The following is a 23,899-nucleotide window of genomic DNA, read 5'->3' as shown; positions in this document are numbered from 1 at the left end:
AAAGTCGTCGGCACGCATGCTACGAATGACGTAGGTGGGTCGCCCGTGGACGGGCGGCCCACGACGCATTTTTGGGCCTGCTGTTGGAAATCGTGGGTGGTGATGGGACGTGCACGGTGGCGTGAAGATCTACCGCGGGAACGCTGCTGCCGCCCGCTCATACGTGGAGGCCGACCACGCACGCGTTGACGACTACTACCTCGCCGAGGGCAGTGGCCTGGCCGAGCGCTTCGTCGCCTCCCCCGTCGGAGTCGAGCGGGCCGGCGCTCTCGACGGTGACGGCTACGAAGCATGGGTCGCGGGTCTGGATCCGCTGAGCCGCGAACCACGTGGGCGACTGCGGACCGACCCCAAGGCCGTCCGGTTGGCCGAGGTGGTCGTGAACGGCCCCAAGTCCTGGTCGCTCGCTGCGGCGCTGCATCCTGAGGTGGCCGCGGCGTACGACGCAGCAATGGATCGAGCCGCCGTGGAGATCGCGGAGTGGCTGGCCGAGCACTCCACGACGCGGGTCGGTCCTCGGGGTCGCCAGGTGCAGGTACCTGTCGAGCGACTCGAGGCCGTCACCGTCCGGCACTACACGTCCCGTGCAGGTGACCCGCATCGGCATCTGCACTTGCAGCTCAATGCCCGGGTCTGGGCTGGCGGCAAGTGGCGAGGACTGCACACGGTCGGCATGCGCGACAGCATCGAGGCCATCAACGGCATCGGCCACGCCGCCGTCATGACCGACCCGGAGTTCCGCTCCGCGCTTGCCGAGCACGGCTTCACTCTCGATTCCGAGACGGGCGAGATCGACGAACTGACGAGCTATGTGGGCCCGTTCTCCGCACGAGCGCGCCAGATCGGACGCAACATCGACCGTTACGACGCGGAGTGGCGTGCGGAGCATCCGGGCCAGGAACCGGGTCCCGAGCTGCAACGAGGCTGGGACCGTCGCGCGTGGTCCGAGGCCCGCCCCGACAAGATTGTGCCGACCGACGGCGGCGAGCTGACCCTTCGCTGGGTCGACGAGCTGGACCGGCTCGGCTATCGCACGCCACCAAAGCGCGCGGCGTCGAGTGCGGTGAAGCCAGGCGTGGTGGATCGGTCGGCGGCAGTCGACACGATGGTGTCGCGGTTGGGTGCGAGACGGTCTGGTTGGAACGCTGCCGACGTACGAGGTGAGGTCGAGCAGTTGGTCGCCCGGTCGAACGTCGTCACCACAGGCGTGGTGCGACGCGAGCTGGCCGAGGACCTGACCGCCCGAGTGCTCGACGCCTGCGTCCCGTTGCTGCCGGAGGAGCTCCCCGAACACATCCGGGCCCTTACCTCGGTGGACGTGCTGCGGGTCGAGGCAGAGATCACCGGGCGCCTGGCCGCTCGCGCGGCCCACGCGGGCCAACCTGTGCCGTTCACCGAGGGCGACCTCGACGAGGCCCAGCAGGATGCCGTAGCCGCGCTCGCGGGCACCCACCGGCTCATCGTTGTCGAAGGCGCAGCCGGGGCCGGTAAGACAGCGACGCTTGCAGGCACCCGAGAGGCGATCGAGCAACAAGGCCATCTGATGATGGTCGTGACGCCAACGTTGAAAGCCGCCCAGGTCGCCGCCATCGAGGCCGGAACAGCAGCATCATCCGCGGCCTGGCTGGCCCATCAGTACGGCTTTCGATGGGACGAGGACGGCCACTGGAGCAGAGAAACCACCGAGCCCCATCCCGGAGCGACACTTCGCCCCGACGACCTGCTGGTGGTCGATGAGGCCGGAATGCTCGACCAGGACACCGCTCGAGCTCTCCTCGGAATCGCTGATGAGACCGGCGCACGCGTCGCCTTCATGGGCGACCGACACCAGCTGCCCGCCGTCGGCCGAGGAGGCGTTCTGGACCTAGCGGCCCGATGGGCCGACCCCACGACCGTCGTCGCCCTGGACCGGGTGCACCGCTTCCGTGATCCTGCGTACGCCGAGCTATCCCTTGCCATGCGCGCGAGTGACGACCCCACGGCAGTGTTCGACCAGCTCGTCGAGCGGGGCCAGATCACCCTGTACGCCAACGAAATGGAGCGCACCCAGACACTCGCCGCCGAGGTCGCCGAGTCCGGCGCGCTGGTGATAGTCGATACCCGGGAGCAGGTCGCCGACCTCAACGCTGCGATCCGCGACCGGCTCGTCGTCGCGGGCCGGGTCCAGGACCGACAGGTCGTGATCACCGACGCTGGAGAACGAATCGGCGTCGGGGACCAGGTCGCCACACGACGCAACGACTACCAGCTCGGAGTCGCCAACCGTGACCGCTGGACCGTGGTCTTCGCCGAACCCGAAGGCGACCTCCACCTCACCAATGGGCGTGGTGAACGTGTGGTCGACGCCGCCTACGCCACGCAGCACGTCGAGCTCGCCTACGCCACCACGGTCTACGGCGCCCAGGGCGACACCGTGTCCGAGGCGCGCCTGGTCGTCGGCGAGCACACCGGAGCTGCATCGGCGTACGTCGGCATGACCCGTGGTCGCGAGCACAACAGCGCCCACCTCGTCGCGGGGAACCTTGACGACGCCCGCCGCCTCTGGGTCGAGGTGTTCAGCCGGGACCGCGCCGACCTCGGGCCCGCTCATGCCGCCCGCCTCGCCCCCCGGGAGGCAGCCAACTACGCCACAGCTCACGCAAGCAGCATGGATCCGCGCCGCTATGTGCGGACCCGACCTCGGAGCGGCACCGCCCGTCCTACCTCGAAATCCGTTTGGACCAGTGCGCCCGTCCCGAGGCCAATGCCAACCTCCGATACCGGCCGAGCGCCTGAAATCGGGTTCTGAACCCTCGACCAGTCATCCACCGAAAATTTGCTGAGCTCTCGGGGGCGCTCGCTGACCTCGGGAAGCCCGCTCGGGGGCGCCGCCCGTCCTCGAATCGGAGCGACCGCTCCACCCGGGACGGGCGAAATTTGGTGCGCTCCATGAGGACGATGGAAGTAGATGATCACCCAGAGCCACGAACTGGCCCATGGGAACGAAGGCGAATCGCATCAGACACCGCAGCCGCCGCCACGAGGAGAACGACAATGAGCAACGCCTATCGGGCTACCGAGCCCAACCTGCCCCACGCCAATGACGAGTTGTTGAGCATCAAGGAGGCCGCTGCTCTGCTCCGCGTCCCCGAAGCGACGCTGCGCTACTGGCGTCATCTCAGCAAGGGGCCACGCGGCTTTCGCGTCGGACGCTCGGTCCGCTACTGGCGCACCGAAGTCGCCCTCTGGCTCGAGGAACAGTCCCGCCATCCCCAGGACGAGATGTGAACTGCTGCTCTGTCGGATGCGCGACGGATACTCGATAGACGGGGACCGAGCAGAGGAGCCCTGATGGCTGGAAACGTGGCCAAGCGAACCAACGGGCAGTGGCGGGCACGCTACCGAGACGAGACCGGCAACGAGCACTCTCGCCACTTCGACCGCAAGGTCGATGCCCAGCACTGGCTGGACCGAGTCACGGCAGCCGTGGTGGCCGGCACCTACGCCGACCCCAAGGCCGGCCGGATCACCTTCGCGGCGTTCTTCGGCGAGTGGTCAGCTCGTCAGGTCTGGGCACCCGGCACAGTGCTCGCGATGTCCCTGGCTGCAAGGTCGGTGCCGTTCGCTGGGACGCCACTCCAGCAGGTCCGACACTCGGACGTCGAGTCCTGGATCAAGACCATGGACGCTGCCGGCCTCGCCCCGGGCACGATCAAGACCCGATACGTCAACGTCCGATCGGTGTTTCGAGCAGCCGTCAAGGACCGAGTGATCGGCACGGACCCGACCGACGGCGTACGCCTCCCCCGCGGTCGTCGCGCCGACGCCGCGATGTCGATCCCCACCCCGGAGGAGATCGGGCAGCTCATGGCCGTGGCCGACGGACGATTCCGGCCGTTCATCGGCCTGTGCGCGTTCGCTGGTCTCCGCCTGGGCGAGGCCGCTGGCGTACGCCTCGGCGACATCGACTTCCTTCGCAAGACGCTCAAGGTCTCCCGACAGGTTCAGCGCGTCAACGGTGGCGCGATCGACATACGCGCGCCGAAGTACGGCTCCGAGCGAGTCGTCTACCTCGCCGACAGCCTCGTCAACCTGCTGGCCGACCACGTCGCCACCTATGGCACCACGGGGATGGATCGGTGGCTATTCACCGGAGACAGCGACGACCCACCGCACCAGAACACCGTCGGCTACTGGTGGCGCAAGACCCTCCGAGACGCGGGGCTGTCAGGCGTCAAGCTCCACGACCTGCGGCACTTCTACGCCTCCGGGCTGATCGCTGCCGGGTGCGACGTGGTGACCGTCCAACGCTCGCTCGGACACGCGAAGGCGACCACGACCCTCAACACCTACGCACACCTCTGGCCCACCGCGGAGGACCGCACTCGCAAAGCCGCGGAATCGATCATGTCGACGGCCCTCGGACACCAGCCAACGGACGTGCTTGCAGACGACGGGTCCCGCCGCCACCCATCGTGAGAGTTCGCGCTTTCGAACGAACGCGAGGTTCCGCAACTGCATCCGAACAGCGCATCTGCCCATGACTTCAGGAGGCCCCCGATGGCCCGGGTTGAGAGCGTCGGGGGCGCTGCACATCACTCAGCATGACGCGGTCTCAGACACGGCTGGATAGACCTAGAGGACCTCAACCTCGATCCGCGCCTCTTTGAGCATTGACTTGCTATGGGCGCGAGAGCTGATGCGGCCGTCGGCTTTGAAGCGCTGAAGGACTGCTTCGTGGTGGGGATCTCGCGGAAACGTCAGTTTTTCCCCAGTTGCGGAAAGCCGGCCGTAGGACCCCCCTGCCTGCAATATGGCGTCCATCGCCTCCTCAACAGTCAACTCGTCGCTGAAGCGATGAACCAAGCGGGTCACGAGATCGCCGTCTGCGGTGCCGTGCGCGATCGCTGTGATCCGGCTTGCTCCGAGGAACACACCTATCGTCATCGACGCACGAGCTGCGGCCGATAGCACCGTACTGTTGTCAGTAGGGACGAACTCGTCGAAGCGCTCCAGCACTTTCGTCTTGAGCGCCGGGGAGATGTTGGAGCTCGAAAAAAACTCTGCTGTTGTTGGCGGCGTCAGTAACTCCGGAGTGACGAAGTTGCCGAACTTGGCCGAGTTGTTGATGCCGAAGCTGAGGGTTTTCCAGTCTTCGGTAGGAAAGTGCGCGAAGGTCTCCGCGGAGTCCTTGCATATACGTCCGGCGAGCAGACGGCCAAGCAAAGGCCCCTTCTCCGGTGGGACCTTGGCGACCGGGAACCACTGTCGAAGCTCTAAATCCGCAACGATTCCCGCCCGCAACGTAGGGTCGGTCAGGTGCTTCGACGCGTTGAGCACCATTTCAGCAACCCGTGCCTTGGCGGCCTCAATCTCGTCCCCCTCCGTGGGGGCCTCATCTGCTCCTGTCTCTCCTTCAGACTGAGAATCTTGGGTTGTCTGTGCCAACTCAGGGACCATGATGGCGGGGCTCGCGATGAGAAACCCTGCCAGATGTTGATCGACTTCGCCGACATATGTGAGGTACGCGTCGGCGTTTGCCAAGCTCAACGGGAAGCGCTGGTGCTCGGCGAGGCACCCCCAGAGTCTGTCGGGAATGTCACTCAGATTCTCAACGCAGCAGTCAGGGTGAGAGCGACTGATGATGGCTTCGACTTGCTCGTTGCTGAGTGCGGCGGCGTCGAGGAGGACCGAGGCAAAATTCTCTGGATAACGCACCGTCCATCGTGTCATGGTGTCGGCTGCCGTCGACCCTCTGTCGGCGTCCAGCTCTGCTTTTGACTTTGGCTCATCCAGAGCGCGCAAGTACTCGTCTGGACGTTCGAGCAGATCCTGATATATGCCTTCGTCAATGGAGCGGATGCTGTCCATGCTCAGCGAATCGGTGGTTGCAAGCGCAGTGGCGAGGTTATGTCGAGATAAAAGGTAACTGTCACTGTCGACGACGAGCCCTCTAGCTGACTCCCGAAGAACAGCCAGGTCCTCGCACTCAAACCCCGCCCTGCTTAGGGTGGCGACTGCGTTCTGGACGTCTTCCGCCGCGGGAATCTGGTCCTCGATGTGAACCTCGACGACCTCCTCGAGGAGAGCCGGATCGACAATGGTCGAAAATCTGCGGTAGTTCGATTGAAAGTATGCGCATACCGCATCATTGAGTTCGTAATCGACGTCCGCGCTCGAAGAGGCAAGGGCGACGTCGACAAGTTCGGCGCGGATGCTGTCGGAGAGGTTCGCCAACTCCACCAGTTCGGTGAAGATAGCCGGCCAACGGGCAGCAAGGTAGGCCACCGCCTCCTGAGCATGTTGACCCGCGACGAGGTAGGCGTCCAGAAAAGCGCGCTCAGCCTCACCGATATGACGGATGACCGTCCCCAAAACAAGCCCTGCTCCGTCGTCCTGGGCGCCAAGAAGATAGTCGAGGATCGCGATGTTGTACCCGCTCGCCTCAGTCAAGAACGAACGCTTTGTCTCCTTAAGGAGGGCCTCTATCTCTCGGGGGTTATCGAACGCGTAGTTGACATCCATGCGGTTGGCGTCGATGTTCTGGACGATGTAGCTCATCGCGTTTGCAGGCACCCGCTCGCCGTAGTACTGGGCGATGTACATGTTGTAGTACCGGTCGATGTAGCCATTGAGGATGAGTGCCTGCCCGAGTTCCGAATCAACTTCCTCCCGCACGAACGCACTGAAGGGTCGTAGACCATCCCTTGTGGTGGACGTGAAGTCGCTACGCCTCGCGAGATCGGCGAAGTCCGCTGTCCGCAGAACCTCCAAGTCGGCTTCTAGGGAGGCTTGCTCTCGCAGCAGATCCGCTTCGGCGGCAGCCACCCAGGTCCCTGCACGCAGACTTCCACCAACCACGTCGCGCAACTCCGCCATTTCCAGCGACACCTGATTGGTCTCGTTGAAACGGCGGTTCCAAACAACAACTGTCAGCCCTGTGTCGGCATCCAGGACCTCTTCCCAGAAATCAACGCTCCCGGACTCGGACGGATCATGCTCAGTCCCGCCGACGGAGTAGTGGAGGACTGAGTTGTGAACCGACGCTTCCGAGAGCTTGGCACCGAACCAGTCGAGCTTCGCTCCCCAAGAACGGGCCCGGCCTGCCACCGCCCGCTTGGCGTCGAGGTTGTCATTGACCTCCCGGAGCCTTGCGCGACGCGCGTCGATGTTCTCGTTCACTAGCCTTCGACTCCGGCGATAGACCGCGTCAAGGTTACTGCGTCCAAGGAGCAAGAGCTCGAAGTCTTCGAGGTGGAGGTTCTTGTAGACCACCATCGCTAGCAACTGATCGGGCGCGAGCGTGTCCATACCGTGGCCGTCCGTGATCAGACGGTTGGCAAAAACGGAGAACTCGTTTCGGATGTTCGTAAGCAACCGCATGTCCGGGATGTGGCGGGCGGCGAGGTCGACAAGTTCGTCGCTGACTGTCGGTACCGGCGTCAAGTCGTTACTCGTGAGCACACGGGCAAGGAGTTCGCGCGCAGTTCGGTGGGTGATGAATGGAACAAGTGGCACCACCAGGTCGAAAAACTTGGTGCGGTTGGCACGGACAGCCTCCGCCTGAGCAGCATCGTCTTCAAGTTCCTTGGTGTCATGGCCCAGTTGCTCGAAGATGCTGTCGCGCAAGGCATAAACGAATCGAATCGTTCGGCGTCCTCTGCGCCAACGGTGGCGGGACGAGATCTGCCTGCTGTTATTCAGCAAGGCATTCAACTCGCGGAGCGCCTCGAAGATCCCCGCCTGATTGAACCGGTCCAGGTCCTCGAAAACCACGACGTCAATCGATGGCCGCGACTCAAAGAAGTAGACAATCTCGTCGAGGTAGCGGTCGAAGTAGCTCTCAGTTCTCTTAGAGAGCGTGACCGAAGCACCTGCAGCAGAGACCTGAGAGACATCCAACCGGTTGTGAACTGCCCGTCGCAACCACGCAACTACGGAGACGGCGGCCAATATCACGACAACGGCTGCGGGCCAACGCAGCCAGGTTGAGTCGTCGCTCGTGAAGCGGGGTACGTCTGGTAGCGCGTCGAATAGCCAGAACGCGACACCGATTAGAGTCAGGAGTAAAGCCGACTCTGCGAAAGCACGCTGAAACGAAAGGCGGTCGATGCGTTGATATCGCGACTGAGGCAACCTCGCGGGGCGCTCGCGGTGGAGCAGTTGCTTGACCAGCTCCTTCTGGATCTGGTCGACCCTCGACGGACTGGACTGGTCCGAATGCGTTGGTGAAAGATGCTGAGCGTCCGAGCCGTCTTCGTCTGTCTCGGCTTCTTCCTGCTCTGGCCCCAGCGTGGACAAAGATAAAAACAGCACCCGCTTTCGGTTCTCCCGAGCAAACTCTTCAAGGACACTCGACTTCCCTGAGCCGTAACGTCCCGTCAGTGCAATGTTTCGAATCGAGTCGTCGAGCAACGCAGCGTTGAGATGGTTGACGTAGTCCCGGTGCTGATCGGGGTTGAACTCGGCGGTTAGTGGCTGCAGCGCTCTTCTTGCTTCGGACGGGTTCCGCTCGGACCAGGCAAGAACCTTCGTCGCCCCTCTGTTAACCGCCCGCCGGATCCGCGACGGGTTCCCGGTGAGATGCGTCATGCAAGCCCCTCCGCACCTCACCGCGATGGCAGATGCTGAATACACACCTATATTAGCAGGAAGTGCCGACAAATCGAGTCGAAAGTAAGTTAACGCGCGCGCGTTGCAGTGTGTCGTCCGCCCCCTCTCCACCATCCCTCTGGGTGTCGGGAAGAATCGTCCGCGTAGCCGTCCCGCAAAGCGAAGAGACTGGCTCTGCCGATAGACAGGGGCTACGATCCGGAGGTTGAACATGGACGTTGTTGCCATCTACGAGTTGCCAGTACCGATCTGGGTCACCTGCGCGACCCTCGGTGCCACCTATCCCAGCGGCTACGGCCCGGTCGGATTCAACCTCGTCATGCCCGAAGATCACCCGCTCATCGGAGCAGCGCCGCCGGTCGATGGCCTCGTTCGCTCGTTGAAGACCGGGGAGCGGGCTCATGCTCTCCATGACCTACACGAGGCTGGCGAACTCACCGTCTGGACCCAGGAGTTCGGCGCATTTATTCCCGAATCCTTGCGCCCTGCGACCGCGTTGGTTCGCGTTGCGGTCACTGAAGTCCAGGCTCCAGCACATGCAACGAGGTCCTGGGCGGGCCTCGACGATCGCCTCGTCGAGGTCATTGCTAACTGGTTCGACGAGGTTCGCAGTTGGGTCGAGGTCCTGACCGGTCAGGACCTCGACCCCAAGCATCGCGTCTTCGATGCCGAAGACGTCGCGCCCGGGTTGTCGTTCGTCTCGCCGCCCCACGACGCCAGCCTTGCGCTGACAATCACGACCCCGCGCATCCGGCCGGTGCAGCTGGAGGAGTGGCGAATGATCCTAGCGGCAGTACGTGACGGTCGAGAGCCTCCTCTGGAGGAGCTATTGAGCCGCGACGCACGCGCCGCGCATGCCCGGGGATCCAATCGTCGTGCGACCGTCGATGCTGCAACAGCGGTCGAAGTCGCTCTGGCTCGGGAGGTGACCTCACGAGTAAAGCAATTGCCCGAGGCCCAGGCTGCTCGCCTCAGCCGAAAGCCCATGTTCGGTACGTTCATCGACATCGCGGAGGCCTCAGGCTTGGAGTTCGCAGTCCCATTCGCAGCGTTGCGAGCTCTGAACAAGGCTCGTGTCGACGCTGTGCATCATGGGCGAGCCCCAAACTCGTGGGACACCGCAAACCATGTCCAGGTGGCGGTCGACTTCCTCGGCGCGCACGGCCCATATACGCGTTTGGGGGAAGTCGAATCCGACGGCTCCGAGTGGATTCTTGACGACCGGGGCGAGCGGGAAGCCTTGTCCGATTCTGCAGGCTGAGGCCAGGGCAAGCGCGCGTCACACCACCGCCAAAGCCCGAGGTGAAGAGAGCAGGCCACCGACAGATCAAGAGCCCACGCGCGCCCTCAGAACGGGTCCCGCAAGCACGTCACGCTGAAACTTTTGCGGACTCAGTGCGGACCGCAGGGGTCCACACCCCCTCTGACCTGCGCTTTTACGCCGATTCAGACGTTGAAGCGGAACTCCACCACGTCGCCGTCGGCCATCACGTAGTCCTTGCCCTCCATGCGGACCTTGCCGGCCTCCTTGGCCTTCTGCATGGAGCCGGCGGCCACCAGGTCGTCGAAGGAGACGATCTCTGCCTTGATGAAGCCGCGCTGGAAGTCGGTGTGGATGACCCCGGCCGCCTCGGGAGCCGTGGCGCCCTTGGGGATCGTCCAGGCGCGGGTCTCCTTGGGGCCGGCGGTCAGGTAGGTCTGCAGCCCGAGCGTGTCGAACCCGACGCGGGCCAGCACGTCGAGGCCGGGCTCGGTCACGCCCATCTCGGCGAGCATCTCGCGGGCCTCGTCGTCGTCGCCGAGCTCGACCAGCTCCGCCTCGAACTTGGCGTCGAGGAAGATCGCCTCGGCCGGGGCGACCAGCGCGCGCATCCGGTCCTTGAGCTCCTCGTCGCCGAGCTCGTCGGCGTCGCAGTTGAAGACGTAGATGAAGGGCTTCGCGGTCAGCAGGGACAGCTCGCGGATCAGCTCGCGGTCGACCTTGGTGGCGATGATCGGCGTACCCGCCTCGAGGTGGCCCAGCGCCTCCTTGGCGGCCTCGAGGTTCGCGGTGAGCGACTTGTTGCCGCGCGCCTCCTTCTCCAGGCGCGGGATCGCCTTCTCCACCGTCTGCAGGTCGGCCAGGATCAGCTCGGTCTGGATGGTGGAGATGTCGTTGCCGGGGTTGACCTCGCCGTCGACGTGGGTGACGTCCTCGTCGCGGAAGACGCGGGTCACCTGGCAGATCGCGGAGGACTCACGGATGTGGGCGAGGAACTTGTTGCCCAGCCCCTCCCCCTGCGACGCCCCGGCCACGATCCCGGCGATGTCGACGAACTCGACCGTCGCGGGCAGGATCTTGGCGCTGCCGAAGATCTCCGCCAGGCGCGGGAGACGGTCGTCGGGGACACCGACCACGCCGACGTTCGGCTCGATCGTCGCGAACGGGTAGTTCGCCGCGAGCACGTCGTTCTTGGTCAGGGCGTTGAAGAGGGTCGACTTGCCCGCGTTGGGGAGTCCGACGATACCGATGGTGAGAGCCACGGGGCGCGAGTCTACGGGCGCCGAGGAAGTTGGCCGCAATCAGTGGCCGGAGGTACGCCGGGCGAGGGTGCTGCGGGCCACCTTTCGTCCACAGCCTCGATGCCGAGGGTGGTTGTCAACAGGCCCGATCGGAGCCACCCGCACTGTCGGTGGCGACCCCTAGCGTGGGGTCATGAAGCAGTCCTCGGCCCCGTCCCCGCACCCGCTGCAGGCGTGCGTCGAGACCATCGCCGAGGCCTTGGACGACGCGAGCGCCAGCGACCCGCTCTACCTGTCCGCCGAGGTCAAGTCCGGCCTCCTCGTCGACCTGGCCCGCCTCGAGGCGCGTCTGGTCGGCCTGAAGCTGAGCGTGCTGGCCCACGCCGACGATGTCGCCGCCGATGCCGGCGCCCGCACCATCGCGTCCTGGCTGGCGCACACCACCCGCACCCACCGGGCCGGCGCCGCCCAGGAGGCCCGACTCGCCACCACCCTGGAACGCACCTACCCCGCCACCGGGAGCGCGCTGCGCGCCGGCGAGGTGAACATCGCGCAGGCGCGGGTGATCGCCACCGCGTTGGACGCCCTGCCCACGACGCGCCTGGGCGCCGAGGTGATGTCGCGCGCCGAGAAGACGCTCATCGGCTACGCCGCCGACTTCGGCCCCGACGACCTGACCCGCCTGGCCCGGCGCATCCTCGACGTCGTCGCCCCCGACGTCGCCGAGGAGATCGAGCGCCAGGCCCTCGAGCGCGAGGAGCAGCAGGCCTACGCCAAGACCCGGTTGAGCACCCGCACCCTCGGCCCCGGGCTGAAGCGGATCACCATCGACCTGCCCACCGCCAGCGCCGCGATCCTCAGCACGGCCCTGCACGCCCTCACCTCTCCCCGCCGCGACGGCGTGGAGACCCGCGACTCGGCCACCGGGGAGCGACTGCCCCACGACCAGCTCCTCGGCCACGCCTTCTGCGCCCTGCTCGAGCGCCTGCCCGTAGACCAGCTGCCCAGCCACGGCCGCTCACCGGTCACGGTCATCGTCACCGTCGGCCTCGACCAGCTCCAGCGCGACACCGGCACGGCCACCCTCACCGGGGGCACCGACGCCACCGGCGGCGACGGCGCGCCGCTGTCCTTGCACCAGCTGCGCCGCCTGGCGTGTCAGTCCCGGATCATCCCGGCGGTCCTCGGCGGGCGCGGCCAGGTCCTGGACCTCGGCCGCAGCAGCCGCTTCTTCAGCACCGCGCAGCGCCACGCGCACGCCCTGCGCCACCCCCGCTGCCAGGCCGAGGGCTGCACCATCCCCGCCACCTGGTGCGAGGCCCATCACCGACGAGACCCCTGGGCCCGCGGCGGCACCACCGATCGGGCCGACCTGTCGCTGCTGTGCTCCCACCATCACCATCGCGCCCACGACAGCGGCTACGACCATCACTGGATGCCCGACGGGTCCGTGCGCTACGCCCGGCGCTGTTAACGCTGCGCCGTCAACCGCGGAAGCCTCAGATCACCCGCCGCCCCTGGCGCAGCCGCCGGCGCAGGTCGCGCATCAGCCAGGTGGCGTGCAACTGACGCACGGGCCGCGGGATCCGCCGGTAGACCGGCACGAAGAGCCGCCAGAACCTGTCGTAGCGCCGTTGGTCGCGCCTCGACCACGGCAGCGCGAGGAGATCGCGGGTGCGCGGGTCGAGGTTGCCGCGGGTCATCAGGCTCTGCAGCACGATCAGCGGGCGCAGCAGCCACGGGGACTCGCGCGTCGAGAGCAGGCGCCGGGCATAGGCCTGCACCGTCGGGTCGCCCTCCAGCGTGAGCAGCGACTCCTGCCAGTAGGCCTCGAACTCCGCGCGGGTCTGCGGCCACATCCGCTCCGGCACTTGGAGCGCGGTGCCGAACACCCACGCCTCCCGATAGACCCGCTCCCGGGTGGCCTCGTCCATCGCCCCGAAGACCCGCTCGTAGATCACCTCGCCGTTGCGGGCCAGCGTGGCGGCCACCCACAGCTGCAGGTCGGGGTCGTGGGCGCGGTACCGGCCGGGCGAGCGCACGGTCGCGTGCATCCGGTTGACCAACCGGGCGATCTCCCGGCGCTCCGGCTCGGTGCCCCGCGTCATCACGTAGACGTAGCTGAGCGTGGTCCGCAGCCGGTCGACCGGCCGCGCCAACGTCGTGCTGTGCTCGGCGACTCCGAGCCCCACGCCCTTCCTGGCGAGCTGGTACATCACCGTCGACCCGGCGCCGAGCAGCAGCATCGCCTCGCCGAAGAAGTCGGCCAGTCCGAACCGGGCCTCGGCCGGGTCGGGCGTGGCCGCGCGAGCACCCTCGTCCACCGGCTCGATTCCCTCCACGGTCGACATCGTCCCTCCGGGCGCGGTTCGGCGTCGAGAGACAGAAAGCCACCCCCTAGGGTGCTGCGGTGACCACTCCCCCCGATGCCCGCGACCGGGGCCCCATCCTGCGCGACCCCGACCGCAGCGTCTCGCCGCGCGCGGTCTCCTACTGGCGACTGGTCGCCACGATCAACACCCTGCTGCTCTGGATCGCGCTGGGGGTCGGCTGCTGGCTGCTGCCCGAGCGGCCCTGGTGGGCGTACGCCGCGGCGGCGGCCGTGGTGCTCGCGACGATCGGCTACGTGCTGGTGATGCCCACCGTCCGCTTCCGGATCCACCGCTGGGAGGTCACGCCGGTCGCGGTGTTCACCCGCAGCGGCTGGATCAACCGCGAGCAGCGCATCGCACCGCTGTCGCGGGTGCAGACCGTGGACTCCACCCAGGGCGTGCTGATGCGACTGTTCCACCTGACCTCGATCACAGTGACCACCGCGTCGGCCGCCGGCCCGATCACCATCTTCGGCCTGGACGACGAGGTCGCCCGGGTGACCGTGGCCGAGCTGACCGAGATCACCGGCGCCACCGAGGGCGACGCCACGTGAGCCGCGACCCCGACGACGGGTGGCTGCGGCTGGCTCCCCAGCTGATGCTGATCGGTCCGGTGCGGACGCTGCGCCAGATGGCGGTGCCGCTGATCGTCGCCGTCATCGGCATCAGCAGTCAGGACATCGTCTGGATGCTGGTGGCGCTGCCCGTGCTGGTGGGCGGCGCCCTGCTGCTGGGCCTCATCCCGTGGTTCACGACCTTCTACCGGGTCAGCGCCACCCAGCTCGAGGTGCGCCGCGGCCTGCTCAACAAGACCCGGCTGACCGCGCCGCTGGACCGGGTACGCAGCGTGGACCTCGAGGCTCCGCTGCTGCACCGGCTCCTGGGGATGACCAAGGTCCAGGTCGGGACCGGGGTCGACGAGACCCGGATCGAGCTGGAGGCGCTGACCGTCCCCGACGCCGATCGACTGCGCACGCGGTTGCTGACCCGCGCCTCCGCGACCGCCGAGGTCCCGGTGCCGGTCCCCCAGGAGCCCGGCTGGCAGCCGCCCCAGGAGCCCGCCCCGGAGCCCCCGCAGGAACCGGCCCAGGAGCTCGCCCGGATCGACTGGTCCTGGCTGCGCTTCGCCCCGCTCAGCCTGGGGCGGCTGGTGGTGCTGGCCGGCGTACTGGGCGCCGGGTCGCAGCTGGCCGGCGAGGTGCCGGTGCTCGAGGCCGACCGGGTGCGCTCCGTCGGGGACTGGATCGCCTCCCAGGCCCTCGTGCTGATCGTGGTCGTCGGCGCGGTGCTGGCGCTGCTGGTCTGGCTGGCCGTCGCGATCGGCGGCTACGTCATCCAGTGGTGGAACCTGCGCCTGACCCGCGAGTCGGGCAACCTGCGCCTCACCGCGGGTCTGTTCACCACCCGCTCCACCAGCGTCGAGGAGGCCCGGGTGCGCGGCGTCGAGCTCAGCGAGCCGCTGCTGCTGCGGCTCGCCGGGGGCGCCGAGCTCACCACGCTGGCCACCGGCACCGGCGAGTCGGGGGCGACGAAGGTGCTCCCCCCCAGCCCGGTGGACGTCGACCGGCGGGTCGGGCACGACATCCTGGGGGTGGCCGGCGTCCTCGACGCGGCGCTGACTCCGCACGGGCCGGACGCGCGCCGGCGCCGCCACGTGCGCTGCCAGTGGCCCACGGTGTTCCTCACCGCCGGGGTCACCGCGGCCACCGTCGGCCTGGACGGGCCGCTGTGGGTGCCCCCGCTCGTGCTGGCCGTCCTGGCCGGGATCGGGGCTGCGGTGGCAGAGGTCGGCTACGCCCACCTGGGCCACGGGCTGCACCACGACCACCTGGTCTCCCGGGCGCCGTCGGTGGCCCGGGTGACCACCGCGCTGGAGACCGACGGCATCATCGGCTGGGTGGTGCGCCAGAGCTGGTTTCAGCGCCGCCGCGGACTGGCCACACTGGTCGCCACCACCGCCGCCGGCCCGGAGCGGGTGGTCGTCACCGACGTCCCCCTTCGGACGGGGATAGCCCTGGCAGACGCGGCGACTCCGGGGATGCTGACGCCGTACCTGTCCGCGCCTGCTTCCGTGAGCCGGCACGCGTCCTGAGCGTGAGCCACAGGCTGACCGCGGTGTAGTAGAGCGGGTAGCCGAACGACAGCGCCACCAGCAGCACCGACGGGTCGGGCAGCTGCGCGACGATCGCGCCGAACAGAGCCAGCCAGACCACGGCCAGCGTCATGTTCAGCGCCCACAGCTCCTCGGTGCGCGAGGGGTAGAGGTACTTGATCGGCACGAAGACCAGCACCGCGAAGACCAGCAGCACGGTCGCGGTGACGCCGGTGCCCCACCCGAAGACGACCACGTAGAAGGCGACGATGTTCCAGTAGCTCGGGAAGCCCAGGAAGAAGTGGTCGTCGGTCTTCGCGTCCGAGCGGCAGAACTGGTAGCACGAGGCGAGCAGCGGCAGCATCGCGACCACCCCGCCCCAGACGCCGTCGGGCAGGTAGCCGTTGGCCCACAGCAGCACCATCGGCGCGAACGCGTAGGTGATGTAGTCCACGATGTTGTCCAGCAGCGCCCCGTCGAAGCCCGGCATCACCGTCTTCACCCGCAGGTGACGCGCCAGGAACCCGTCGGTGCCGTCGATCACCATCGCCGCGAGGAACAGCCACAGCACGGCCTTGACGTCGCCCTCGTAGGAGAGGTGGACCATGAGCAGGGCCAGCGCGACGCCGACGGAGGTGTAGACGTGGACGAGTCCGGCGGCAACCCGCGCACCCGGCGTGGCCCTGGTGATCGTGTCCATGAGGCAGGATCGTAGGGCCCTCAGCGCTCACCGTAGATTCCTCACATGCGCATCGCCACCTGGAACGTGAACTCGCTTCGCTCCCGTATCGATCGCGTCGAGGCCTTCCTGCAGCGCCACGACGTCGACGTCCTGGCCCTGCAGGAGACCAAGGCACGCCCGGAGCAGCTGCCGCTGATGGGGCTGGAGTCGCTCGGCTACGAGGTCGCCGCGTGTGGCACCAACCAGTGGAACGGGGTCGCGCTGATCAGCCGGGTGGGCCTCGACGACGTCCAGGTCGGCTTCGAGCAGATGCCCGGCTTCGGCGACCCGGCCGTCGCGGAGTCCCGCGCGATGGGCGCCGTCTGCGGCGGGGTGCGGATCTGGTCGCTCTACGTGCCCAACGGGCGCAAGGTCGGCGACCCGCACTACGTCTACAAGCTCGAGTGGCTGGCCCGGCTGCGCGAGGCGGCCGGCGGCTGGCTGGGCGAGGACACCGCCCTGGTCGGCGACTGGAACATCGCGCCGCGCGACGAGGACGTCTTCGACATGTTGCAGTTCGCGAAGTCCACGCACGTGACGCCGCCGGAGCGCGCCGCCTTCCAGGCCTTCCTCGACGACGGGTACGTCGACGTGGTGCGCCCGCACACCCCCGGACCGGACGTCTACACCTACTGGGACTACTACCGCCAGCGCTTCGAGCGCAACCGCGGGCTGCGCATCGACTTCGTCCTCGGGTCCCCCTCGCTGGCCGAGCGGGTCACCCACGCGTTCATCGACCGCGAGGAGCGCGCCGGCACCGGGGCCTCCGACCACGCGCCGGTGGTCGTGGATCTGCGCTGATTCCGGGCCCGGGGTGGCTAGGGTCCAGGTGACGTCCGCCACAACCTGCTCGAACCGACAGGAGCACCCGTGAACCAGCCCGCCCCGCCCGGCCAGCCGGACCGGCCCCCGTTCGTCGCGCGCCCCGTGGTGCTGCGCCAGCTCCTCGAGCTCTACGACAAGCCGCGCTACCTCGAGGTCGGGGTGCAGCGGGGTCGCACGTTCGACCGGGTGACGGCCGCCCACAAGGTCGCGGTCGACCCGGACTTCCTCTTCGACCACGTCGCCGCCGAGCGGGCCAACCCGAACACGGCCTACCACCAGGTCACCAGCGACGAGTACTTCGGCTCGATCGTCGGCGCCGACGAGCTGTTCGACGTGATCTTCCTGGACGGGCTGCACACCTTCGAGCAGACCCTGCGCGACCTCACCAACGCGCTGGCCCACCTGCAGCCCGACGGCGTCATCGTGATCGACGACGTCCAGCCGCCGACGTACCTGGCCTCGATCTCCGACCGGGAGAACTTCCTGACCGTCAAGGAGTGGCTGGGCGTCCAGCGCAAGGCGTGGATGGGCGACGTCTACAAGCTGGTCTGGTTCATCGACACCTTCTACCAGGACCTGACCTACCGCACGATCGGCGACAACCACGGCCAGGCGGTGATCTGGCGCGAGCGACGCCCGGAGGTCACCGAGCGCACCGTCGCCGAGATCGCCGCGCTCAGCTTCGAGCAGTTCGTCCTCGAGCAGGACGTGCTGCGGCTGGCGGACTTCGCCGAGATCCTCGAGGAGTTCCGGGCCTGGCGAAGCCGCTGAAGTCTGGCGAAGCCGCTGAGAGTCTGGCGCAACCGCTGAAACCTGCGGAACACGCGGCGGCACACAACTGAAACACGCGTTGCCTACGTTCGGGCCATGATCCTCCAGCCCGGCGTCGGGCCCGTGCGCGCCGCGACGTACCTGCCCGCCACCGTCGACCACCTGCTCTGGGGGCGGCTGCCCTGCGCGGCGGACTCCCCGGTGCTGAGCATCGAGCCCGGCACCGAGGTCACCGTGGACACGATCAGCCACGAGGGGATCCTCGAGGACCAGGGCCGCGACCCGTGCGCGTTCTTCGAGCCGTACGGCGTGCCGGGCGTGCTCGACGACGCGGTCGCGCTCGCGGCCTCCGACGTCGAGCACCGGCCAGGCCGCGACGGCCCGCACGTGGTCACCGGCCCGATCGAGGTGCGCGGGGCCCGGCCCGGCGACCTGCTCGCGATCACCGTCCTCGAGACGCTGCCGCGGGTGCCGTACGGCGTGATCTCCAACCGGCACGGACGCGGGGCGCTGCCCGGCGAGTACCCGCTGGAGGGGGCCGAGGTCTTCAGCGCCTTCGCCGGCGTGCGCGAGGGCCCCGACGGCCCGCACGGCGTGCTGCCGCTGGTCCCCGGGGGCGAGCCGCGGGTGGCCTTCCCGCTGGCCCCCTTCCTGGGGATCATGGGCGTGGCGGTCGACGGCGACCAGCGGCCCCACTCGGTCCCCCCGGGCGCGCACGGAGGCAACATCGACATCAACCTGCTCACCGTGGGCGCCACGCTCTACCTGCCGGTGCAGGTGGCGGGGGCGCTGGCCTACGTCGGGGACCCGCACTTCGCGCAGGGTGACGGCGAGGTGTCGCTGACCGCGATGGAGGCGTCGCTGCGGGCCACCCTGCGCTTCGACGTGCTGGCCCGCGAGGACGCGGTGCGCGAGTTCGGCGAGCTCGCCGGGCCGCTGGCGCGCACCGCGGAGCTGCTGGTGCCGACCGGGATGGACCCCGACCTCGACGTCGCCGTCCAGAACTGTGTGCGGGCCGCGATCGCGCTGCTGCAGGCGCGCTACGGGATGGACCCCCGGCTGGCCTACGCCTACCTCAGCGCGGCGACCGACTTCGACATCTCCCAGGTCGTCGACGTGGTGAAGGGCGTGCACGCCAAGATCCGCACCGCGGACTTCCGATGAGCCTCCCCTGCGCCCCCGAGGGCCTGGTCGCGGCGTTCTGGGAGTACGAGCGGGCGCTGATGAGCGACGACCTCGCCGCGCTCGACCGGCTGTTCGCCCCCGGGCCGGCCACCCTGCGCGGTGACGCCGCCGGCCTGCTGGTCGGCCACGAGACGATCAGCGCCTTCCGCGGCGCCCGCGGCGGGGCCCCGCCGCGGACGATCGTGGAGCTCCACGTGCGTCCCGTCGACGACGACCACGCCCTGGTCGTCGCCGTGACCGAGCCGCTGCGCGGCGGCCGCGGGCAGCAGACGCAGCTCTGGGCCCGGCTGCCCACCGGCTGGGCGATCACCGCCGCGCACGTCAGCGCGCCGCCCCCGGCCCTGGACACCCGGGTGTGGCGCGTCGTCGGCGACCCGCTGGTGCCGCCCACCGCGCCCGGCCCGCTGGACGGGGTCGACGTCGCGGTGAAGGACCTCTACGCCGTGGCCGGGCATCGGGTGGGCGCGGGGAACCCGGCCTGGCTCGCCGAGGCGGCGGTGGAGACCGAGCACGCGTGGGCGGTGGGCCGGCTCCTCGACGCGGGGGCGGCGGTGCGCGGGATCGCGCGCACCGACGAGTTCGCCTACAGCCTGGCCGGCACCAACGCGCACACCGGCACCCCGCCGAACCCGCGGGCACCGCACCGGGTCCCGGGCGGCTCCACGTCGGGCTCGGCCAGCGCCGTCTCGCTGGGCCACGCCCGGGTCGGGCTGGGCACCGACACCGGCGGCTCGATCCGCGTGCCGGCGGCCTACCAGGGCCTCTTCGGCATCCGCACCAGCCATGGCGCCGTGCCGCAGGCCGGGGTGCTGCCGCTGGCCCCGTCCTTCGACGCCGTCGGCTGGCTGGCCCGCGACGCCGCCACCCTCGCCGCCGTCGGCGACGTGCTGCTGCCCCCGGGCAGTGACGCGCTGTCCGCCCCCGACCTGGTCGTCGTCGCCCAGCTGGTCGGGCTCGCCGCTCCGGACGTGGCCGAGGCGGTCGAGGCCGCCTGCGACGAGTGGCCCACCCGGCGCGAGGCCTGGCCGCTGGACGACCTGGCGGACTGGCTCGCCGCCTTCCAGACCCTGCAGGCCTGGGAGGCCTGGCAGGTCCACGGGTCCTGGCTGAGCCCGCGGCTGGACTCCCCTGGACTGATGGACTCCCCCGGGCTGCTGGGCGAGGACGTCGGCGGCCGCTTCCGGGCGGCCTCGCGCATCGACGCCGGGCAGGCCGCCCGGGCCGGCGCCCGGGTCGGCGAGGCCCGGGCGATCCTGCGCGACCTGCTCGGCGACCGGGTGCTGGTGCTGCCCTCGGCCTCCTCGGTCGCCCCCCGGCTCGGGGAGGGCCTGCAGGCGGTGCGCGAGGCGACCATGGCGCTGACCTGCCTGGCCGGGATCGGCGGCCTGCCCGCGGTCAGCCTCCCGATCGAGACCGCCGACGGCCTGCCCTGCGGCGTCTGCCTGGTCGCCGCACCGGGACGCGACCGCGAGCTGCTCCACCTCGCTGCCTCGCTCACCTCCTGATCCGAGCGTCGGGGGGGCCCAGCACCGGACGTTTCAGGTTTAACGTCCAAGAAACGCATGTTCCGGTTGGCGTTACAACCGCCCCCTACGGTCGGGGCGCAGAGGGAGGTCCCCGTGGACATAGCAGAGTTCAACCGGCTCACACCGGACGCCGCCGCAGGCGTCGTACGCCCCTGCGCGGCGGTCGGCTCGTGGGTCGAGCAGGTCGTCGCGGGCAGGCCGTACGCCGGTCTGGGCGAGGTGCTGGCGACCGCGGACCTGGCCGCCCGGACCTGGTCGCGCCGTGAGGTCGACGAGGCCCTGGCCGACCATCCCCGGATCGGCTCGGCGCACACCGGCGAGGGCGTCAGCGCGTCGATGAGCGCCCGTGACCAGCAGGGGGTCGACGGCTCCGACGCCGACCTGCGGGCCCGGCTGGCGGCCGGCAACCGCACCTATGAGGAGCGCTTCGGGCGGATCTTCCTGATCCGCGCCCGCGGGCGCAGCGCCGAGGAGATCCTGGACAGCCTCGAGCAGCGGCTGCACCACGACCCCGAGACCGAGGACGCCGTAGTGGCCGAGCACTTGCGCGAGATCGCGCTGCTGCGCCTCGGCGAGGTGCTCCAATGACCACCTGCAGCAGCCACGTCCTCGACGCCGCCCGCGGCCGCCCCGGCGCCGGCATCGGCGTACGGCTGCTCGGACCGGACGGGCGCGACGGTCCGGCCACCCTGGCCGAGGGCGTCACCGACGCCGACGGCCGGGCCCGCCTCGACACCGGTGCCGACGGACTCGCCCCCGGCAGCCACACCCTCGTCTTCGCGACCGGGCCCTGGTACGCCGCAGCCGGGCGCGACTCGCTCTTCCCCGAGGTCCGCGTCGCCTTCCACGTCGCCGCCGGCGAGGAGCACTACCACCTGGCGCTGCTGCTGAGCCCCTACTCCTACACCACCTACCGAGGGAGCTGAACCCGGTGAGCGACGCCACGATCGAGCAGAGACGCATCGTCCTGGGCCCCAACCAGTACGGCAAGGCCGAGTGCCGCCTGGTGCGGATCACCCGCGACGACAGCGAGGCCCAGGGCGGGGTGCACGAGATCGAGGACCTCAACGTCACCTCGCAGCTGCGCGGCGACTTCACCGCCGCGCACACCGTCGGCGACAACGCGCGGGTGGTGGCCACCGACACCCAGAAGAACACCCTCTACGCCTTCGCCCGCGAGCACGGGGTGGGCTCCCCCGAGCGGCTGTTGATGCGGCTCGCCGAGCACTTCGTCGGCTCCTTCGACTGGGTCACCGGGGGCCGCTGGGAGGCCGAGCAGTACGCCTGGGCGCGGATCGGCGTCGACGGCACCCCGCACGAGCACGCCTTCGTCCGCGAGGGCCGCGAGACCCGCACCGCCGTGGTCCAGCGCGACGGGGACCGCGTCGACGTGATCGCCGGGCTCAAGGACTGCACGGTGCTGAAGTCCACCGGCTCGGAGTTCCACGGCTTCCCGCGCGATCGCTACACCACGCTCGCCGAGACCGACGACCGGATCCTGGCCACCTCGCTGACCGTGTGGTGGCGCTACCGCGAGGACGCCGACCTCGAGGCGCTGGACTTCAACGCCAGCTACGCCGCGATCCGCGACCTGATGCTGGCCCGCTTCGCCGACCTGCACTCGCTGGCCCTGCAGCAGACGATCTTCGAGATGGGCAAGGCGGTGCTGGAGGCCTTCGCCGAGGTCGCCGAGGTGCGGCTGTCGTGCCCCAACAAGCACCACTTCCTGGTCGACCTGGAGCCGTTCGGGCTGGACAACCCGAACGCCGTCTTCCTCGCCGCCGACCGTCCCTACGGCCTGATCCAGGCGAGCGTCCAGCGCGAGGGGGCCGCCCAGGTCCCCGAGCTCTGGGCCGGCGTGCCCGGGTTCTGCTGAGGGTGCAGCGATGACCGGCACGGACGGTACGGAGGGCACAGCGCCCCTGCAGGCGGTCCGCGGTCGCCGGGTCGTCGTCGGGGACGACACGGTGGCGGCCACGGTGCTCCTCGAGGACGGCCGGATCGGCGCCGTCGCGCCGTACGAGCACCCGCTGCCGGCCGGGACCCGGCTGCTGCAGGCGCCCGACACCGCCTACGTGGTGCCCGGGGCCGTGGACACCCACGTGCACCTCAACGAGCCCGGCCGGACCCGCTGGGAGGGGTTCGCCACCGGCACCCGGGCGGCGGCGCTGGGCGGGGTGACCACCGTCGTCGACATGCCGCTGAACAGCATCCCGGCGACCACCACCGCTGCGGCGCTGGCGACCAAGCGCGCCGCCGCCGGTGGCCAGCTCAGCGTGGACACCGGGTTCTGGGGCGGCGCCGTGCCGGGCAACGTCGCGGACCTGGAGCCGCTGTGGGAGGCCGGGGTCTTCGGCTTCAAGTGCTTCCTGTCCCCCTCCGGCGTCGAGGAGTTCCCGCCGCTGGACCCGGCCGGGTTCCGCGCCGCGCTGCGCGAGGTCGCCCGCCTCGGCGCGCTGATGGTCGTGCACGCGGAGGACCCCGGCGTGCTCGCCGCGGCGCCCGCCCGGGCCAGCCGGGCCTACGCCGACTTCCTCGCCTCCCGCCCCGACGAGGCCGAGACCGCCGCGATCGCGCAGGTGGTCCGCGGCGCCCGCGAGAGCGGCGCGCGGGTGCACGTGCTGCACCTGTCCAGCGCCCGCGCGCTGCCGCTGATCGCCGACGCCAAGGCCGAGGGGCTGGCGATCACCGTGGAGACCTGCCCGCACTACCTGACCTTCGCCGCCGAGGCGATCCCCGACGCCTCCGCGGTGCACAAGTGCTGCCCGCCGATCCGCGACGCCGGCAACCGTGAGGAGCTGTGGGCGGCACTGGCCGAGGGGGTGGTGGACGTGGTGGTGAGCGACCACTCCCCCGCCACCGCCGCCGAGAAGCTCCGCGGCGACGGCGACCTCCAGCTCGCCTGGGGCGGGATCGCCGGCCTCCAGGTCGGCTTCGCCGCGCTCGCCCACGAGGCGCTGCGCCGGGGGCTGTCGATGGCGCAGGTGAGCCGGTGGACCGCCCGCGGCACCGCCGACCTGGTCGGCCTGCCCGGCAAGGGCCGGATCGAGGTGGGCGCCGACGCCGACCTCGCCGTGTACGACGCCGCCGCCCCGCTGCTGGTGCGCGCCGAGCACCTCGCCCACCGCAACCCGCTCTCGGCCTACGACGGGCACCGCCTGGACGGGCAGGTCACCCACACCCTGCTCGGCGGTCACCTCGTCGCCGGGACCGGTCGGCGGGGCCGGCTGCTGCGCCGCCCGGAACTGGTGAAACAGCCGACTCGCAACGGCAACACCGGCGAAACACCGGTTTCCTAGGCTCCCCGCACGCC

General features: G+C 69.3%; 19 protein-coding genes. 15 read left to right on the top strand and 4 right to left on the bottom strand.

Annotated elements, in window-relative coordinates; all coding sequences use genetic code 11:
* The first annotated feature begins 121 nt into the window (after positions 1 to 121).
* From mobF to AC6EH9_RS05835, 3 genes are all read left to right on the top strand, one after another.
* Positions 122 to 2,788 (top strand): MobF family relaxase, encoded by a 2,667-nt coding sequence (gene mobF, locus AC6EH9_RS05845; RefSeq protein ID WP_498421463.1) that lies wholly within the window; start codon positions 122 to 124, stop codon positions 2,786 to 2,788.
* A 245-nt stretch (positions 2,789 to 3,033) separates the two neighbouring features.
* Positions 3,034 to 3,267, top strand: a complete 234-nt coding sequence (locus AC6EH9_RS05840) for a helix-turn-helix transcriptional regulator (protein ID WP_498421461.1) — start codon at positions 3,034 to 3,036, stop codon at positions 3,265 to 3,267.
* Positions 3,268 to 3,330: 63 nt separating this feature from the next.
* Positions 3,331 to 4,458, top strand: coding sequence for a tyrosine-type recombinase/integrase (locus AC6EH9_RS05835; protein ID WP_498421459.1), 1,128 nt, complete (start codon positions 3,331 to 3,333; stop codon positions 4,456 to 4,458).
* A gap of 156 nt (positions 4,459 to 4,614) precedes the next feature.
* On the opposite strand, the gene AC6EH9_RS05830 is transcribed toward AC6EH9_RS05835, so the two are convergent.
* The gene (locus AC6EH9_RS05830; protein WP_498421457.1) at positions 4,615 to 8,571 is read right to left on the bottom strand and encodes a YobI family P-loop NTPase; all 3,957 of its coding nucleotides are present in this window, start codon (positions 8,569 to 8,571) and stop codon (positions 4,615 to 4,617) included.
* Positions 8,572 to 8,797: 226 nt separating this feature from the next.
* Between AC6EH9_RS05830 and AC6EH9_RS05825 the strand changes: the two genes are divergently transcribed.
* The gene (locus AC6EH9_RS05825; protein ID WP_498421455.1) at positions 8,798 to 9,853 is read left to right on the top strand and encodes a hypothetical protein; all 1,056 of its coding nucleotides are present in this window, start codon (positions 8,798 to 8,800) and stop codon (positions 9,851 to 9,853) included.
* Positions 9,854 to 10,038: 185 nt separating this feature from the next.
* Here AC6EH9_RS05825 and ychF read toward each other — a convergent pair whose 3' ends face one another.
* A complete protein-coding gene (gene ychF, locus AC6EH9_RS05820; RefSeq protein WP_498421453.1) occupies positions 10,039 to 11,115 on the bottom strand; it encodes a redox-regulated ATPase YchF in 1,077 nt (358 codons plus the stop codon).
* A 172-nt stretch (positions 11,116 to 11,287) separates the two neighbouring features.
* Here ychF and AC6EH9_RS05815 point away from each other — a divergent pair, with 172 nt between their 5' ends.
* Complete coding sequence (locus AC6EH9_RS05815) at positions 11,288 to 12,568, top strand: HNH endonuclease signature motif containing protein (RefSeq protein ID WP_498421451.1); 1,281 nt, start codon at positions 11,288 to 11,290, stop codon at positions 12,566 to 12,568.
* Positions 12,569 to 12,593: 25 nt separating this feature from the next.
* Here the strand turns inward: AC6EH9_RS05815 and AC6EH9_RS05810 are convergent, their stop codons facing one another.
* The gene (locus AC6EH9_RS05810) at positions 12,594 to 13,436 is read right to left on the bottom strand and encodes an oxygenase MpaB family protein (RefSeq protein WP_498421448.1); all 843 of its coding nucleotides are present in this window, start codon (positions 13,434 to 13,436) and stop codon (positions 12,594 to 12,596) included.
* Positions 13,437 to 13,504: 68 nt separating this feature from the next.
* Here AC6EH9_RS05810 and AC6EH9_RS05805 point away from each other — a divergent pair, with 68 nt between their 5' ends.
* Both AC6EH9_RS05805 and AC6EH9_RS05800 read left to right on the top strand, forming a co-directional pair.
* A complete protein-coding gene (locus AC6EH9_RS05805) occupies positions 13,505 to 14,020 on the top strand; it encodes a PH domain-containing protein (RefSeq protein WP_498421445.1) in 516 nt (171 codons plus the stop codon).
* Positions 14,017 to 15,558 (top strand): PH domain-containing protein, encoded by a 1,542-nt coding sequence (locus tag AC6EH9_RS05800; RefSeq protein WP_498421443.1) that lies wholly within the window; start codon positions 14,017 to 14,019, stop codon positions 15,556 to 15,558. The genes AC6EH9_RS05805 and AC6EH9_RS05800 overlap by 4 nt, the downstream gene beginning before the upstream one ends.
* On the opposite strand, the gene AC6EH9_RS05795 is transcribed toward AC6EH9_RS05800, so the two are convergent.
* Positions 15,449 to 16,258, bottom strand: coding sequence for a CDP-alcohol phosphatidyltransferase family protein (locus tag AC6EH9_RS05795; RefSeq protein WP_498421441.1), 810 nt, complete (start codon positions 16,256 to 16,258; stop codon positions 15,449 to 15,451). The two genes, AC6EH9_RS05800 and AC6EH9_RS05795, sit on opposite strands and share 110 nt — an antisense overlap.
* 45 nt (positions 16,259 to 16,303) lie before the next feature.
* Between AC6EH9_RS05795 and AC6EH9_RS05790 the strand changes: the two genes are divergently transcribed.
* The 8 genes from AC6EH9_RS05790 (at position 16,304) to allB (ending at position 23,885) form a co-directional block, all read left to right on the top strand.
* The gene (locus tag AC6EH9_RS05790) at positions 16,304 to 17,080 is read left to right on the top strand and encodes an exodeoxyribonuclease III (protein ID WP_498421439.1); all 777 of its coding nucleotides are present in this window, start codon (positions 16,304 to 16,306) and stop codon (positions 17,078 to 17,080) included.
* Positions 17,081 to 17,149: 69 nt separating this feature from the next.
* Positions 17,150 to 17,875: a class I SAM-dependent methyltransferase gene (locus AC6EH9_RS05785; RefSeq protein ID WP_498421436.1), complete on the top strand. Its 726-nt coding sequence runs from the start codon at positions 17,150 to 17,152 to the stop codon at positions 17,873 to 17,875.
* 96 nt (positions 17,876 to 17,971) lie between these two features.
* The gene (locus AC6EH9_RS05780) at positions 17,972 to 19,039 is read left to right on the top strand and encodes an acetamidase/formamidase family protein (protein ID WP_498421434.1); all 1,068 of its coding nucleotides are present in this window, start codon (positions 17,972 to 17,974) and stop codon (positions 19,037 to 19,039) included.
* Complete coding sequence (locus AC6EH9_RS05775) at positions 19,036 to 20,565, top strand: AtzH-like domain-containing protein (RefSeq protein WP_498421431.1); 1,530 nt, start codon at positions 19,036 to 19,038, stop codon at positions 20,563 to 20,565. Before AC6EH9_RS05780 ends, AC6EH9_RS05775 begins: the two co-directional genes overlap by 4 nt.
* Before the next feature lie 114 nt (positions 20,566 to 20,679).
* Positions 20,680 to 21,174 carry a 2-oxo-4-hydroxy-4-carboxy-5-ureidoimidazoline decarboxylase gene (uraD, locus tag AC6EH9_RS05770; RefSeq protein WP_498421428.1) on the top strand — a complete coding sequence of 165 codons (495 nt, stop codon included), beginning with the start codon at positions 20,680 to 20,682 and terminating at the stop codon, positions 21,172 to 21,174.
* Positions 21,171 to 21,512, top strand: coding sequence for a hydroxyisourate hydrolase (gene uraH, locus AC6EH9_RS05765; protein WP_498421426.1), 342 nt, complete (start codon positions 21,171 to 21,173; stop codon positions 21,510 to 21,512). Before uraD ends, uraH begins: the two co-directional genes overlap by 4 nt.
* A 5-nt stretch (positions 21,513 to 21,517) precedes the next feature.
* Positions 21,518 to 22,462, top strand: coding sequence for a factor-independent urate hydroxylase (gene pucL, locus AC6EH9_RS05760; protein ID WP_498421424.1), 945 nt, complete (start codon positions 21,518 to 21,520; stop codon positions 22,460 to 22,462).
* Positions 22,463 to 22,472: 10 nt separating this feature from the next.
* Positions 22,473 to 23,885 (top strand): allantoinase AllB, encoded by a 1,413-nt coding sequence (gene allB, locus AC6EH9_RS05755; RefSeq protein ID WP_498421422.1) that lies wholly within the window; start codon positions 22,473 to 22,475, stop codon positions 23,883 to 23,885.
* The last annotated feature ends 14 nt before the right edge of the window (positions 23,886 to 23,899 follow it).

Source organism: Nocardioides sp. Z21_20, from assembly GCF_059766585.1.
This window is presented reverse-complemented; position numbering and strand designations above follow the sequence as displayed.